Source organism: Cytophaga sp. (assembly GCF_051961495.1).
In the GTDB taxonomy this organism is placed as follows: domain Bacteria; phylum Bacteroidota; class Bacteroidia; order Cytophagales; family Cytophagaceae; genus Cytophaga.
In genome coordinates this window covers 1-15,627 of the sequence record NZ_JBQCDF010000002.1, presented here as the reverse complement: position 1 = coordinate 15,627, position 15,627 = coordinate 1, and the positions used below count along the sequence as shown (strand labels likewise).

Below are 15,627 nucleotides of genomic sequence, written 5' to 3'. Positions count from 1 at the left end.
CAGGACACAGCAGCATGTTCACGAACCGATTAGTTCACGCACCACCACCATTGTTTAGTTCCTGTCATTGTTTTCATGGTTACAAATATATGGGGGAATTTGCAATTTCCAAATGCAGGTACTAAAATTTTGAATAAAGCATCTATTTTACAGGCATCTTAAGCGTCTGACCTAAGAAGTCACAAACGAAACTGGATGCCACCGCTTAAAGCGATCGCATCAGTCGGGCGCGACATGCAGTAGAACGAATAAAATTCAGTTGCAATACAAACTTGACAAAGCAGGATTAGTATATTTGTATTTCTATACACTTATATATTATGCAAGTAACAAACGATGTTTATACTTTCCAGGGAGTTCCTTTGGTTGAAATAGCCAAAGAATATGGCACTCCAGTATATGTTTATAACAGTGAAAAAATCCTTTCACAGTATAAACGCCTGACCGATGCATTTTCAGGAGTAAACGTTAAAATAAAGTACGCTGCTAAAGCACTGACCAATCAAGCCATTTTAAAATTACTTCGCGGAGCTGGTGCTGGTGTAGATGTAGTGTCTGTTCAGGAACTTCAATTGGCTTTAAAAGCCGGTTTTGAGGTTAGTAATATTATGTTTACGCCAAACTGTGTAGATTTTTCTGAAATTGAAGCGGCCGTAAACTATGGTGTGCAGATCAATATTGATAATATTCCGTTTTTAAAAGAATTCGGAAAAAAATATGGCAACACGGTTCCATGCTGCGTGAGAATCAATCCGCATATTGATGCAGGTGGCAATGCAAAGATCATGACTGGCCATAAAGGTTCTAAATTCGGTATTTCAATCGAGCAGGTGAATGAGATCTACGAAGTAGTTGATGAACATGAAATCGTTGTAAATGGTGTTCATGTGCATAGCGGTTCAGATTTTAAAAGTGCTGATGCCTTTGTACGTGCTGCAGAAGTGGTTTATTCCGTTGCGATGCAATTTGACAAACTTACGTTTTTAGATTTCGGAAGCGGTTTTAAAGTTGCTTATAAAGCAGGTGACCACGTAACAGATATTGAAGACCTGGGTAAAAAAATGAGCGATTCATTTAATGCCTTCTGTTTAAACTATGGAAAGAAATTAGATATCTGGTTTGAACCCGGAAAATTCCTGGTGAGTGAATCCGGCATGCTGCTGGTATCATGTACAGTTATTAAAGAAACGCCCGCATGTACATTCATCGGGGTAAATTCAGGATTGAATCATTTAATCAGACCGATGATGTACGGCTCACACCACGATATCGTGAATGTAAGCAATCCGGCTGGCGATAAACGCTTATACACGGTTGTAGGCTACATCTGCGAAACAGATACCTTCGGTTCAGACTTATTCATTGAAGAAACAAAAGCCGGTGACATCATCGGATTAAAAAATGCCGGCGCATATGGTTTCAGCATGAGTTCAAACTACAATTCACGATTCAGACCTGCAGAAGTTCTTGTTCATAAAGGCAAACATCAACTGATTCGTAAGCGTGAAACGATGGAAGATTTATTAAAAAATCAAATTGAAATCGAATTGTGAAAAAAAATTTTTCAATTTTTTAAAAATTTTTTTTGGCCGGATTTCAGGGTAAAAAAAATAAAAATAAAAAAAGCCGGACCACATATTTTGAGGTCCGGCTTTTTTTATTATCGCTGTATCCTTGATGAATAAAGGACTGTAGACATTTTAACCCTTTCTTATAAAAAATGTTTTTGAAATAAAAAAACTTCTGCCGGATATAACCTTTTGAATTATCCACCGTTAAAGCAATTGAAAACGTAGTTGGTTGGTTGTTTGGTATTTGGAAGTTTAAAATAATTTATATAGTATTGAATTAACTTTTAGTCGAGTATTTTTTATATAGGATTTATTTAATTACAAAAAAGGAGGATTACAATCATGGCAAAAGCAAAAGCTTCCGCTAAGAAACCAGCTGCTAAGAAACCTGCAGCTAAAAAACCTGCAGTTAAAAAAGCAGCAGTTAAAAAAGTAGCTAAAAAAGCAGCGGCTAAAAAGCCTGCAGCTAAAAAAGCAGCAGCTAAGAAGCCTGCAGCTAAAAAAGTAGCTAAAAAAGCTGTTAAAAAAGCAGCAGTTAAGAAAGTAGCTAAAAAAGCAGCGGCTAAGAAGCCTGCAGCTAAAAAAGCTGCTAAGAAAGCTGTAGCTAAGAAAGCTGCAAAGTAATTCGTTTCTAAACGAAATTTAAAACCCGAGGCTCAGCTTCGGGTTTTTTTATTTTAAGAGGCCTATACACCTCTGTATTTCATAGCATATCATTACATAGCCTCACGCCAGTCAATTTTTCATCTCACGTCTCAAATTCGTACCTTTACAGTATGAAAGAACTACAAGTACTGGTTGAATTTCTTACGCAATGCCTTGCCGATAATACGTTTGTAAAACTAACCATCAGTAACCCGGTCGATAAACAAGCATCTATACTTACTATTTATGTTCGTTTCATAGAAATCAAAAAACAGCCCTTCCTTTCATTCACCTATCGCCACAAAACAAACGACCAGGTTAAAAATTTTTCCATTGAAGCCGGTATTGCAGAAATTGAAAAGCTGATGCAGTCATACTACCGCAATGCAACCCTCTTTAGCACAAAACAGGATTATGTACTGCTGACTTCTAAAAAAGGGCATATAACTTTACAGAAGAACAAACCAACCTTTACTGAGACCAACGAGACGGTTCACGATCGTAAAAAAACAAAACGTGTGTCCAACACCCAAACATACTTAACGCATTTAGGAATTACAGACAGTAACGGCATACTGATTCCTAAAATGGCTGATAAATACCGTCAGATAAATAAATATCTGGAGATCATTGAGGGGTTGATTGAGAACATTTCGCTTCCGGATGAAATTCATATCGTTGATATGGGCTCTGGCAAGGGTTATTTAACATTTGCCTTATATGATTACCTGGCAAATGAAAAACAGCTGAACGTTGCTTTAACAGGTATAGAATTACGGCAGGAGCTGGTTGATTATTGCAATGGAGTAGCTGCAGCCTGTGATTTTAAAAAATTACAGTTTGTGTGTAAACCTATTCAGAAATATACCGATAAACGAATCGACATGCTGATTGCGCTGCATGCCTGTGATACAGCTACCGACGATGCTATTTACAAAGGAATTGTTTCGAACGCGCAGCTCATCGTATGCGCCCCCTGCTGCCACAAACAGATCCGCCAGCAGGTGAAAGGCATTGAGCAGGAAAGTCCGCTGTTGAAGTATGGTATATTTAAAGAACGCCAGTTTGAAATGGTCACCGACACCTTGCGTGCATTAATTATGGAACAGCACCAGTATCAAACCAAGATCTTTGAATTCATTTCAAATGAACATACACGAAAAAATATTATGCTGGTTGGCAGCAAAAACTCCCATGCGCCTGACCAGCAGCTGCAGCATAAGATAGACGCCATTAAACATGAATACCATATTGATTTTCATTATCTGGAAAAGCTTACCCGATAGCTCGCTTACAATAAATACGTAGTTATACATAGAAAAATTCATTACGCTACTTAAATTAGTAGCACCATTTACACATAACATATTATTCCCATGCCTGAATTCAGTTATCAAAAACCGTTTCCGTTAAAGAAAGATCCAACGCCATACAAATTGATCAGTAAAGATTATGTTTCGACACTTGAAGTTGATGGGCGAAAAATTCTTAAAGTAGATCCGAAAGCGCTTGAACTGATTGCAGAGAAAGCATTAGCCGATGTATCATTCTATCTGCGTTCCTCGCATTTAGAAAAGCTGGCTAAAATTCTAAACGACCCAGAAGCAACCGACAACGATCGTTTCGTAGCTTATACATTATTGCAGAATGCCTCTACCGCGGGTGAAGGTAAATTACCTTCCTGCCAGGATACCGGAACGGCTATTGTAATGGGTAAAAAAGGTGAGAACGTATGGACTGGCGCCAACGATGAAGAGGCATTATCTAAAGGTATTTATAACACTTACCAGGAACGGAACCTGCGTTACTCCCAGGTAGTACCTATTACCATGTTCGACGAAAAGAACTCCGGCACAAACCTTCCGGCACAAATTGATATCTATGCCGAACAAGGCAATGAATATAAATTCCTGTTCATGGCTAAAGGCGGCGGCTCTGCAAACAAAACATATTTGTACCAGCAGACAAAAGCTTTGCTAAACGATGAAAGCTTAACAGCTTTCGTAAAAAATAAAATCAAAGACCTGGGTACATCTGCTTGTCCTCCGTACCACTTAGCCTTGGTAATCGGCGGTACATCGGCAGAGGCAAACCTGAAAGCAGTAAAGTTAGCTTCGGCAGGATACTACGATGAATTACCAACGGAAGGTAACATCGGCGGACAAGCATTCCGCGACCTGGAATGGGAAGAGAAAGTACAGCTGATCTGCCAGGAAAGTCTGATCGGTGCACAGTTCGGTGGTAAATATTTTACGCACGATGTAAAAGTGATCCGTTTGCCGCGCCACGCAGCTTCCTGTCCGGTAGGAATTGGTGTAAGCTGCTCGGCAGACCGTAACATCAAAGCTAAAATTACCGAAGAAGGTATTTTCATTGAAGCACTTGAAACAAATCCTGAAAAATATTTACCTGCACAGGCGCCGCATCTTGAAAAAGCAGTTGAGGTTGACCTGAACCAGCCGATGGCCGATGTGTTGAAATTACTTTCTCAATATCCGATCAAAACCCGTCTGAAATTAAAAGGTACCTTGATCGTAGCACGCGATATTGCACACGCTAAAATTAAAGAGTTACTGGATGCAGGTAAACCGATGCCGGAGTATTTCAAAAATCACCCGGTGTACTATGCAGGTCCGGCGAAAACACCGGAAGGCATGCCATCCGGCAGCTTCGGTCCTACTACAGCAGGCCGTATGGATTCATATGTGAATTTATTCCAGAGCCAGGGCGGATCCATGATCATGCTGGCAAAAGGAAACCGTTCGAAAGCTGTTACCGATGCCTGTAAGCAATATGGTGGCTTCTACCTGGGCTCTATCGGCGGACCGGCAGCAATCCTGGCAAAAGAAAATATTAAATCCGTTGAAGTGGTTGACTTTGAAGAACTGGGTATGGAAGCCGTGCGTAAGATTGAAGTAGTGGATTTCCCTGCATTCATCATCTGTGATGACAAAGGCAACGACTTCTTTGCGAATCTGTAAAGACTGAATTTATAATTGTACTGAAGGATATACGTTTGAAAAAATGTATATCCTTTTTTATTATCAAGTGTATGATTTATGTATGAAGCAAAACAGATATATCAGGATATTTTAGCAATCATCTCTGAAGTACGTAATGAACCTATTTCTAAATTGAATTTAGAAACAACCATTAACAATGACCTGGGTGTATGGGGTGATGATTGGGATGATGTTATCGAACCAATCCTTAAAAAATATCCGATCAATGACTGGTCAGCGTTTGTTTTTCTGAATCATATGTGTGGAGAAGCATATCAGACACCGCTATTCATTATCAATACACTCGTATTTATTCCTAAATTGATTATAGCATCCATCGTATTTCCATTCAATAAAGAAAAAAGTACGGCTATTTTTCAATATAAACCATTTAAAGAAATACAGTATAAAGATGATCCGCTCTATATTGCAGACATTCTCAATTCAGCAATAAAAGGCAAATGGGAATATGCAAAAGATTCTGAATTAAATCTTGAAGAACTTATTAAATAATGATTTGCATAAGATTTGAAAATCTCTCTTTTAGTCGCAAAGGATACCTATAAGTAGGTATCCTTTTTTTATATAATATTTATTAATTTTCGGATATGTTAAAACCTCCGTATTTTAGGAGGAATACAAATAAAATTCTTTCAATTAAAAATTATTTTATGCGTTGCTTTTTTCAGGTCATTTTTAAAAAATCTTTTATCAGGCTGGTTATTCTGCTTCTATTGATCAATAACGTTCATTCAACAGCACACGCACAGAAAGAAGCGTACAATTGGTATTTCGGAGATCATGCAGGACTGTCTTTTGCAACAGAACCTCCAACTGCTTTAACTAATGGTGCGTTGGTTACTTCTGAAGGTTGTGCAAGTATATCCGATGAAAACGGCAATCTGTTATTCTATACCAACGGCAATGCTGTATGGAATAAAAATCACCAGGTGATGGATAATGGAACTGATCTTCATGGGCAGAGTAGCAGTACGCAAAGCGCTTTAATTGTAAAGTTGCCTGGCAGCACAACGCTGTATTATATTTTTACTGTAGCGGATCAGGGCAATGCAAACGGATATGAATATTCCATCGTTGATATGTCTTTCAATGCAGGAGCTGGCAAAGTTGTAACAAAAAATGCAACCATCTTAAAAGATTATTCAAATGCATCTTCTGCATTCCTTAATTCTACGGAAGCGTTAACTGCTGCGTATCATAAAAACCAAACCGATGTATGGGTAATCCTGCATGAAGCAAACGTAACAAAATTTTATGCTTATCTGTTAACCGCTGCCGGTCTGCAGGCACCTGTTATTTCTGATATCGGAAATCAAAAAACAAATTTAAGTCAGTGTAGAATTTCACCGGATGGCAAACGTATTGCTCTTGGAGGGTATTTTGGTTCCGGTGTTGATTTATATGATTTCAATTCTTCCACCGGAGCAATTTCAAACGTCGTTCCCTTAATCAGCGGTCCCACAAACCGTGTGTATGGTTTAAGTTTTTCTCCAAACAGCAAGGTGTTATACGTTACTGATAATGTTGCCCGCATTTATCAATTTGATTTAAGTCTTTCGACCAGCACGGCTATGATTAATTCGAAATATCTCGTAGGGCAGGGTTCCGGCAGTTACTATCCGCAGCTGCAACTCGGACCGGACAAACGATTATATCTGGCACAAAAAGACTTGCAATATCTTGGTATTATTTCTAATCCGGATGTTATTGGCTACGGTTGCACTTTCATTGATAACGGAATTTCCCTGGGCACCCAATCCAGCAAACTGGGCTTGCCAACATTTATGGTGAACTATGTTACACAGCGGCCGCCGGTGGTAAGTCTTGGCAACGACACGACCCTATGCCCTTCCGCAAAATTGATTCTTGATGCTGGTAGCGACAATCAGGATGCAGATATTTTATGGAACACCCAGCAACAGACACAAAAAATAACCGTTTCCGCGCCAGGTAAATATTATGTTGATGTAACCCGCGACAATATTAAGGTAAGTGATACGATCATCGTTTCCTATGTTTCCTTCGCTTCGCTATCTGTTCCTCATGCATATAACTATTGTGGCTTTGCAGAGGCTCCATTTATATTGGATCCGGTATTTACAGAACTTCAATTCAAATGGCAGGATGGTTCAACAACACTTCCCTATTCTGTTACTATACCTGGCAAATACATTGTAGAAAGATTCAACCAAAACTGCAGTGTAAAAGATACATTTACCGTAACCGCATCGTGTCCGCAGGAAATGATTATTCCAAACCTGATAACTCCCAACAAAGATGGCAAGAACGAAACGTTCGCCATTAAAAATATTCCGATCCCGGACTGGAGTATAGAAATTTATAACCGCTGGGGTACATTAATCTATACAGCCGAGGCATACCAGAATGATTGGGGAGCACAGGATGTAAGCGACGGCTTATATTTTTACCATCTTAAACACCGCAACAACGAACAAACACACAAAGGCTGGGTGGAAGTTTTGGGAGTAGTAAAATAATTTACAGGGTACGACGCATCATATAATTATTTATCCCAATAACGCATTTCAATAATATTCTTTTCATTTCTTTCCGGATCAATTGAAATAGAAAAGTATTTTACAACATTATCCTTATCAATAATATTGCCTTCAAATTTCATCACTTCAAGCTGTCCACCATTTTGCAAGTTATGCTTTACAAAAAAGATTTTATCTGTAGCAACTCTGTCAAAGCTTTTAACATCATTTAATAAAGGCGTAAACGCATTTATTACCGTATCGATAGGAAATCCCGGATTATCAATGTTGCTGTAAACATACTCCAGTTCTCCCTGCAAAAGTTTAGTATAGTATGCATTTGCTATTTTCTCCTTTTCAAAATAGCGTTTTACAGCCTGGGCAGGATAACTAAATGTAGCCGACCGACCGCTATCGTTTTTCAATGTGATCTCATACTTTCCATAAGAAGCCTGTTCATCCTGCGTTAGATTTTTGAAAAATAAAAATGCGACGCCCCTTGCTATTGGATCCAGTTTTGCACCTTCAAAAAAAATTTCGCGATTGGTCACTTCAAGTTCAACATACTTCGTGCTTCCTGCACTTGTACTTGTCGAAAACCCTTTTTTAATACTTGCAGGACCCCATACGCTTATGATTTCAGAAATACCTTGCTGCTCAGATTCAGATATACCCAGCCGGTCCGAATTAAGAGAACAGGAAAATAAAAGTACTATTGATGTTAAAAAAATAAAAACAATTTTAATGGGGCTCATAAAAGTATCGTTTATCAGCCTTAAAATAATCAATGAAAACGTGGTAAACAATTTTTCCGATACTGAACACACCTACATTGTATAAAAAAATATCTGCCTGCAATGTGTGTTACATGCTGACAGATATTCCATAACTGGTTGCTGAAAATTATTTATAACATCAGGCCATATTTATAATGGCTGGCCTGTATTACCTTGAGGCCTTCTTTACATGTGCATTGATGCGGCACATAAAAAAGATTATAATCATAATTACTGTTGCAATAACCAAAACAGCTAAACGCGTTTGCTCTTGAAATATTATGCACAATGCATTATATGAATTGATCATACATGCAAGTATTGTACATATAAAAACGATTATGAGGTCTTTCATTTCAATAGTATCCATTGCTGTATTGATTATTTTATTACTGATTTCTTCTATCTTCTTTTTGCGCCATTACAATGGCTGCAACCGTTAAGATCAACGTCGGAATCGCATATCCCCTGTTCATATAAAAAGCACTTATTATGCTCAGGGCAACAAATACCGCGACTACCATGGATAGCGCGAAAATTGTTATGTACTTTGCCTGAAGGATTTTTTTCACTGCTGTAATGGTTTTTGTTGAACGGACATTTTTGTTTAATAAAATTACAGACAATACAGAACTTCGAATTATAGGATTACGGATTAACATTACATATTTTCCACTCGTATGATCATAAAAAAAGGCCGTTGAAATTTATTCAACGGCCTGGATAAAATGTTTTTTGTACTTTTTTACAAGACTTCCTGTCCTTTATTGCGCATGGCTACAAACTCTCTGTAGCGGCGGAACATAGCCATTGTCAGGCCTACAATCACCAGCAATGTGCCAATCCATAACAGATTAATACCTGGCTTTTCAATGGCTTTAATAATGATGTAATCTTTCTGACAGGTTTGTACAGAAAATTCAAATTCATGTGTATCCGGTTTAACTTTGTTAAGAGTAATCTTTACACCCAGTTCTTCATTCATTTCAGGTATCGCTCCGGAAGCGCTCTGCTGGGATAAGATCACCAGGTTGGGGTGCATTGGATACGATGAACCATCCGGACCAAGCAACAGCAAATGTGCCACAATAGAAAAATCATCCGCACCCAGTTTAACACCCGGTACATTATTGATGACATCTACATGTTTGAAAAGGCATACATAATCGTTGATGTAAATGGTATCGCCCTGGTGGATGGTATGTGTTTCCGGTTCAGACCAATCGCGTTCATCCGCTGCTAAAGGAATTGCAGAAAGGTGCGAATACAAGTCTCTGCCCATGAAATGTTTGATATCGGGCGACACTACATTTCCCATACGTGGATTTTGTTGTATACGCGGATATAGTGTGAATGTATCACCCGTTGCTTTTACATAGGCAACTTCGTAAAATGTATTTTCAGGATTAACCTCTAACGTGTCACCTTTTTTAAACACTACTACATCTTTATCTTTTAAGTCCTTCCGCAGGATAAGTTTGTATGGATCTTCCGTCGGGAATGTCCAGTCTTTATTTATATATCCGCTGTAGCCTTTTGCTTCAATACGCTGCCCTTTATAGATCAGCTGCAGATCTTTCATCTTTTCCGGCGCATTGCGGAACAGCAGTAAATTATCTCTGTTTACTTCCGTTGAAAATTCCTTTGAATACAGCAGCCCAGTGTTATTCAGCGAAACAATTTTAGAATAACCGGAAGAGAATAAAATACCAACCAGCATCATCGCCACGCCAATATGCGCCAGCGCGCCGCCTGTCAGACGGTAATTGTTCTGTACCACCTTTATAAAGATCATGATATTGCTGAAGATAGAAAACAAGCTGGCAGCTATCAGTAAAATATATGCGGCTTTAACTGCATAATGGATTTCTTCGCCCGGGTTTGTATCCAGCAGTCCAAACACAATAATGATGGATGTAAAGCTCAATGCTAATATAATCGGCAGGTATAATGCTTCCCACAATTGCTTTTTATCCATCTTCTTCCACCAGAAGAATTGCCCCATCCCTGAAAGAATGGCAATAAATATGGCAAAGCCCATCTGCCAGTAACTATAATGGATCTCGGGTTTTGCCGGAGGCGCCATAGAAAGTTCTATGCCTATAGATTTTGCAAGTGTATTGTATACAGGAATACATGTTGTAGCCAATACCTGGAAAGCAGCCAGACTTAAGAATGCAACACCGATGAAAATCCAGAACTCTCTTGAGTATACCGAAGGTTCTTCGTTTTCAAATGGAATTTTGTTCCATGCATTCGCAATCAAAACAAATGCAAGAATTGTAAAGGTGAACAGATAGATCACCAGCTGTCCGGATAAACCAAGATCGGTAAAGGAGTGCACCGATGCATTACCTAAAATACCGCTTCTTGTTAAGAATGTTGCAAACAAAATCAGCAGGAATGAAAGCGTGACCATGATCACGGCCATGCGCAAGGCTGTGCCGCTGTTCTTATAAGAAATCATTAAGTGCAGCGATGCTACTAAGATCAGCCATGGTACATATACAGCATTTTCAACCGGGTCCCAGTTCCAGTAACCACCGAAGTTCAATGTTTCATAGGCCCAATAAGCGCCCATCATAATACCGGTACCTAATATCACGGCAGCAAATAATGCCCATGGCAACGCAGGCCGGATCCATTCTTTTGTCCAGCCTTTCCACATACCAGCCATGCAATAAGCGAATGGCACGATGGTAGCGGCAAAGCCCAGGAACAAGGTTGGCGGGTGAATCACCATCCAGTAATTCTGTAGTAATGGATTCAATCCGTTACCATCTTCAGCAATAAAATCAGGGCGGACATTATAGACAGGCAGGTCCGGCAGGGCTTCTTTCATTAAGATGAAAGGAGACGAACCTATTTTTGTATTCAAATAAGGAATAACAACTCCCAGGATCATGGATGCGAGGAATGCCTGCACCAGCATAAAAACTGCCATTACAGGAGCTTCCCAGGTATTGTTTACTTTAATGAGTATGGCTCCTAAGATCACATGCCAGAAAATCCATAACAGGAAACTTCCTTCCTGACCTTCCCAGAAACAGGAGATCATATAATAAACCGGCAGGTGATTGGACGAATGGCTCCATGCGTAATGGTATTCGTAGCGATGGGTATAAATGATCGTAAATAGGCTTGCAACAATTCCGAATACCGAAAGCGCATGCACACCAAATGCGATTCTTGAAAAAACCATCCATGACGGATTTCCCAGCTGATTTTCTTTAGCCCCCTGGTAAAAACCATAAGAAGCAAGTATAGCTGAAAAGAACGAGATGATAACGAATAGATGGCCGTAGTCGCCAATATGCAAATTCATAATTAAATTTTTACTTCCTTGTCCTCATATTTTGAAGGACATTTCATTAATATTTTGTCGGCGACAAATACGTTTTCTTTCGTATTTGTATGCCCTATGATCACGATCTGTTCAGCCTTTTCAAAATCCTGGGGCTTCGGCTGAAAGTATAATACCCTTTCTGTACGTTGTTTCGTATCGGTTAGCGTAAACTCAAAATAATTCGGATCAACGCCCGGGTTATAGATCATTCCTACATACTGGCCCTGTGCATCTTTCTGCAACTTGCCAACAACATGTACCATATCATCATCGCCGTCTGCAGCCATTTTTGCAGCCTGCTCAAAATCCACGTACTGGCTTGCATCTCCTGTAGTAGACAGAATAACGCCAACAGCAATTGCGATCACCGTCAATAAAATAATATAACTCAGTTTCATATGTACTTCTATTATTGCTCGCTGTTTTCTTTTTCCAACTTGCCGATCTTTTTATCCAGGGAGATCATGTATACCAATAAACCAACAAGGATAATTGCTACCACTGTTACCACCACATAAATTTTTCCATCTGCACGGAATTTGTCAGCCATCTCCGGCTCATTGCTTTGTTGTGCCAGCGCTGAGATACTTGTAAAGACAAGTAAACTAAGCATCCAATAAATCTTCTGAAGCATATTTTTTAGAATCAATGATTAAACCATCTTTTTTATCTGCCCACAGGCGCAAACGTATGCGCAGGGTTGTGATCCATGTACCCAACAACATAAAACCAATTACGGATGAATAAAAGATTATATTCATTTCGCGGTCACGGTCATAATTGCTAAAGCCGGGGTTGCCGCCATTGCCCGGATGCAATGAATCTGTCAGACGGGGCATGATATAGATCAGCGCCATGAATGCCGGGAAAGCAAAGAGATTGTATACCGCAGAGATGCGTCCTTTTTTATCTTCATCGGCAATTGCATCACGCACAATCATGTAAGCAATATAGATCAGCATGGCAATCGCCGCCGCATTCAGCTTCGGATCTTTTGTCCAGAATGTACCCCACGTAAACTTAGCCCAGATCATACCCGTCAGCAGACCCAACACGCCAAATGCCATACCTGTACGTGTAAATTCAACCGCAATGCGGTCGTGCTTTAAACTTCCTGTATTCAGGTGCGCCACCGAATAGATAGAAGCCACCAACAAGAACAATGTCATGGCAAACCACATCGGTACATGGAAGTAAAGATTGCGGATTGTTTCATTCAGGATTGCCAGTCGCGGAACATTACCCAGGAAACCCATTACTGATGCATAGATCAGTAATACAAAGGCCAGTAATTTCCACCATGCATAAGGGGAGGAATTAGAACGCATATTTATTTCTATATTGAAATTACTGATAGTATGTGGTACAAGCAGCAATTGATTGATCCGGTTCACTTAGTTCTTCCAAAGGTACGGAAATAATAGATAGGAAACCGTGATTGTGATCACATTAACAGCCATCAAAACGATTAAATCCTGGTAAGCCACGCTACGGTCCAATCCATCGATAGCTCCTTTGGACACTTTGATCAATACCATTAATACCGGAATCACAACCGGAAAGCTTAAGACAGCCATTAATGTCATACTATGCTGAGTCTGAGCGGCTATTGCTGCAATAAAGGTAAGTGTTGCGGCCAGGCAGCTGGAACCTGTGATACAGATAACTACAAACATACCCATGTCCTGTACATCACTTCCCATTACAAAGGAGAAGATAGCCAGACCCAGAAGCGCCATAAGTGTCAGTAAAACAATATTATAAATAAGCTTTGACAAAACGATTGCACCGGGTGAAGCCATAAAATAATAGTATTGCTGACGGTTTGAGCGTTCCAGCAGGAAACTTCGTGAAGCAGCATTAACCGAGGCCAGTAATATGATGATCCAGAACAATGCGTTCCAGGTCATGGGCGACAAATCTCCACCCCGACCGAAAAATGCAAAATAGCAGATGAAAATAGCACCTGCCAGGTAGATCAGTACCGCATTAAACATATAGCGCAGACGGAATTCAAGCAGGAATTCCTTTTTGATCAGGGCTGTGGTTTCGCGTAATAAAGACATGCTCAAAATTAGGCTTTTTTACTGTCTTAACCGCTCCTTTAGGTGATTTAAAATGATAGAAAATAAAGTTTTTGATCTCTTAGAAACAAGGCACCAGTCAAGACTGGCGCCAGATAGTATTGTCTGAACCGCTGCTTAAGCTGATTTTTATGATAAAAAGTGATTGCTCCACACAGGGACTATTTATCATGTGAAATCTGTTTAAAGAAAGAGACAGGGCATACTGCCTTATCCAGAGAATAATCTGGTAACTAGAAACTGGAAACTAGTAACTCTTCTTCGAATTTTTATTATTTTTGTAATCTCTATGTTAGACAAGATTAAAGAATTAACACAAACGATTGAAGCCTTTTCAATTGAATCCAAAGAACAGCTGGAGCAGTTCCGCCTTGAATATTTAAGTAAGAAAGGTAAGATCACAAGTATGTTTGATGGTTTTGATTTCAAAACCGTTGCGCCGGAGGTTAAAAAATCGATGGGGCAGGAAATGAACAAATTAAAAGTTCTGGCCCAGACAAAATTTGAAGAGTTACAGGATAAATTAAATGCCGGCGGAAATGATAACAGCGCCTATCAGAAAATTGATATGTCGCTGCCTGCTGTTCCCAATGAATTGGGCGGCCGCCATCCGATCAACATCGTACGTGAGCAGATCTATAAAGTATTTGAGCGTATGGGTTTCAATTTATCTGACGGACCGGAAATTGAAGATGACTTCCATAACTTCACGGCATTGAACTTTCCGGAAAACCATCCCGCGCGTGAGATGCAGGATACGTTTTTTATTGAACGCAATCCGGATATTGTGCTACGTACACATACTTCCAGTGTGCAGGTTCGTGTGATGGAAAGCCAGAAACCTCCTGTTCGCACGATCTCTCCGGGCCGTGTATACAGAAACGAAGCGATCTCTGCACGTGCGCACTGCATGTTCCACCAGATCGAAGGTTTGTATGTAGACAAGAATGTGAGCTTTGCGGATCTGAAGAATACCTTATATCATTTCTCTAAAGAGATGTTCGGCAAGGATACACAGATCCGGTTCCGTCCGTCATTTTTCCCTTTTACCGAGCCAAGTGCCGAGATTGATATCTCCTGCTTCATCTGTAACGGCAAGGGCTGCAACATCTGCAAGCAAAGCGGATGGGTAGAGATCGGCGGTGCCGGTATGCTGGACCCGAATGTATTGATCAATGCGAAGATTGACCCGAAAGTATACAGCGGTTTTGCATTCGGTATGGGTATTGAACGTATAACCATGCTGAAATACCAGATCAAGGATCTGCGTCTGTTTACCGAAAACGATGTGCGTTTCTTAAGACAGTTTAAGCACGCAGAATAGTTACCATACATAGAAAAAATAAAAGAGGCCATCGGGGAAAAATTTCCCTGATGGCCTCTTTATTAATATTATACATAGAACTCTGTTATGTTTTAGATTTCACCTTAACCCTTAAATAAAAATATAATTTCATTTTTGCGGTTACTTCAGCATGGAATATTTTATTAAGATTAAAATATTTTGTACTGATTATGAAAAAACTTTTACTGCTAGGGATATTTTTTACATGCGTCTGTAGAATATCTTTTGCCACTTGCCCAAAGCCAATAATAACCATTACCGGACCTTCACCGGTTAATATTTGCGAAGGAACACCATTAACGCTATCTGGGTTTATAACCCTCACTTCCCCGCCAATGA

The 15,627-nt window shown here is 39.7% G+C and carries 15 protein-coding genes; 7 read left to right on the top strand and 8 right to left on the bottom strand.

From position 1 onward, the window contains the following. Positions 1-320: 320 nt before the first annotated feature. The 6 genes from lysA (at position 321) to ACTHJT_RS00060 (ending at position 7,737) form a co-directional block, all read left to right on the top strand. Complete coding sequence (lysA, locus tag ACTHJT_RS00085) at positions 321-1,553, top strand: diaminopimelate decarboxylase (RefSeq protein WP_440235480.1); 1,233 nt, start codon at positions 321-323, stop codon at positions 1,551-1,553. Between the two features lie 360 nt (positions 1,554-1,913). Then, entirely contained in the window at positions 1,914-2,195 is a 282-nt protein-coding gene (locus tag ACTHJT_RS00080) for a hypothetical protein (protein ID WP_440235479.1), read from the top strand. Between the two features lie 152 nt (positions 2,196-2,347). Then, on the top strand, positions 2,348-3,502 hold the full coding sequence (locus tag ACTHJT_RS00075) for a class I SAM-dependent methyltransferase (RefSeq protein WP_440235478.1): 1,155 nt from the start codon (positions 2,348-2,350) through the stop codon (positions 3,500-3,502). Positions 3,503-3,592: 90 nt separating this feature from the next. After that, positions 3,593-5,197, top strand: a complete 1,605-nt coding sequence (locus ACTHJT_RS00070) for a fumarate hydratase (protein ID WP_440235477.1) — start codon at positions 3,593-3,595, stop codon at positions 5,195-5,197. Between the two features lie 78 nt (positions 5,198-5,275). Continuing rightward, on the top strand, positions 5,276-5,731 hold the full coding sequence (locus tag ACTHJT_RS00065; RefSeq protein WP_440235475.1) for a hypothetical protein: 456 nt from the start codon (positions 5,276-5,278) through the stop codon (positions 5,729-5,731). Between the two features lie 158 nt (positions 5,732-5,889). Beyond that, the gene (locus tag ACTHJT_RS00060) at positions 5,890-7,737 is read left to right on the top strand and encodes a gliding motility-associated C-terminal domain-containing protein (RefSeq protein ID WP_440235474.1); all 1,848 of its coding nucleotides are present in this window, start codon (positions 5,890-5,892) and stop codon (positions 7,735-7,737) included. A 26-nt stretch (positions 7,738-7,763) separates the two neighbouring features. Here ACTHJT_RS00060 and ACTHJT_RS00055 read toward each other — a convergent pair whose 3' ends face one another. The 7 genes from ACTHJT_RS00055 to ACTHJT_RS00025 all read right to left on the bottom strand — a co-directional run bounded on the left by ACTHJT_RS00055 (position 7,764) and on the right by ACTHJT_RS00025 (position 13,925). Next, positions 7,764-8,492, bottom strand: coding sequence for a hypothetical protein (locus tag ACTHJT_RS00055; protein WP_440235472.1), 729 nt, complete (start codon positions 8,490-8,492; stop codon positions 7,764-7,766). Between the two features lie 410 nt (positions 8,493-8,902). Continuing rightward, on the bottom strand, positions 8,903-9,085 hold the full coding sequence (locus tag ACTHJT_RS00050; protein ID WP_440235471.1) for a hypothetical protein: 183 nt from the start codon (positions 9,083-9,085) through the stop codon (positions 8,903-8,905). Between the two features lie 173 nt (positions 9,086-9,258). Then, complete coding sequence (gene ccsA, locus ACTHJT_RS00045; protein ID WP_440235469.1) at positions 9,259-11,838, bottom strand: cytochrome c biogenesis protein CcsA; 2,580 nt, start codon at positions 11,836-11,838, stop codon at positions 9,259-9,261. A 2-nt stretch (positions 11,839-11,840) separates the two neighbouring features. Then, on the bottom strand, positions 11,841-12,257 hold the full coding sequence (locus ACTHJT_RS00040) for a cytochrome c maturation protein CcmE domain-containing protein (protein ID WP_440235467.1): 417 nt from the start codon (positions 12,255-12,257) through the stop codon (positions 11,841-11,843). A gap of 11 nt (positions 12,258-12,268) precedes the next feature. Further along, complete coding sequence (locus tag ACTHJT_RS00035) at positions 12,269-12,493, bottom strand: CcmD family protein (RefSeq protein WP_440235464.1); 225 nt, start codon at positions 12,491-12,493, stop codon at positions 12,269-12,271. Beyond that, positions 12,465-13,232, bottom strand: coding sequence for a cytochrome c biogenesis protein CcsA (ccsA, locus tag ACTHJT_RS00030; RefSeq protein WP_440235510.1), 768 nt, complete (start codon positions 13,230-13,232; stop codon positions 12,465-12,467). The genes ACTHJT_RS00035 and ccsA (ACTHJT_RS00030) overlap by 29 nt, the downstream gene beginning before the upstream one ends. A 21-nt stretch (positions 13,233-13,253) precedes the next feature. Continuing rightward, on the bottom strand, positions 13,254-13,925 hold the full coding sequence (locus ACTHJT_RS00025; RefSeq protein ID WP_440235463.1) for a heme exporter protein CcmB: 672 nt from the start codon (positions 13,923-13,925) through the stop codon (positions 13,254-13,256). Between the two features lie 307 nt (positions 13,926-14,232). Between ACTHJT_RS00025 and pheS the strand changes: the two genes are divergently transcribed. Then, positions 14,233-15,267 (top strand): phenylalanine--tRNA ligase subunit alpha, encoded by a 1,035-nt coding sequence (gene pheS / locus ACTHJT_RS00020; RefSeq protein WP_440235462.1) that lies wholly within the window; start codon positions 14,233-14,235, stop codon positions 15,265-15,267. 85 nt (positions 15,268-15,352) lie between these two features. Here pheS and ACTHJT_RS00015 read toward each other — a convergent pair. Beyond that, positions 15,353-15,627: hypothetical protein (locus ACTHJT_RS00015; RefSeq protein WP_440235459.1), on the bottom strand; the 275-nt coding region annotated here is incomplete at its 5' end.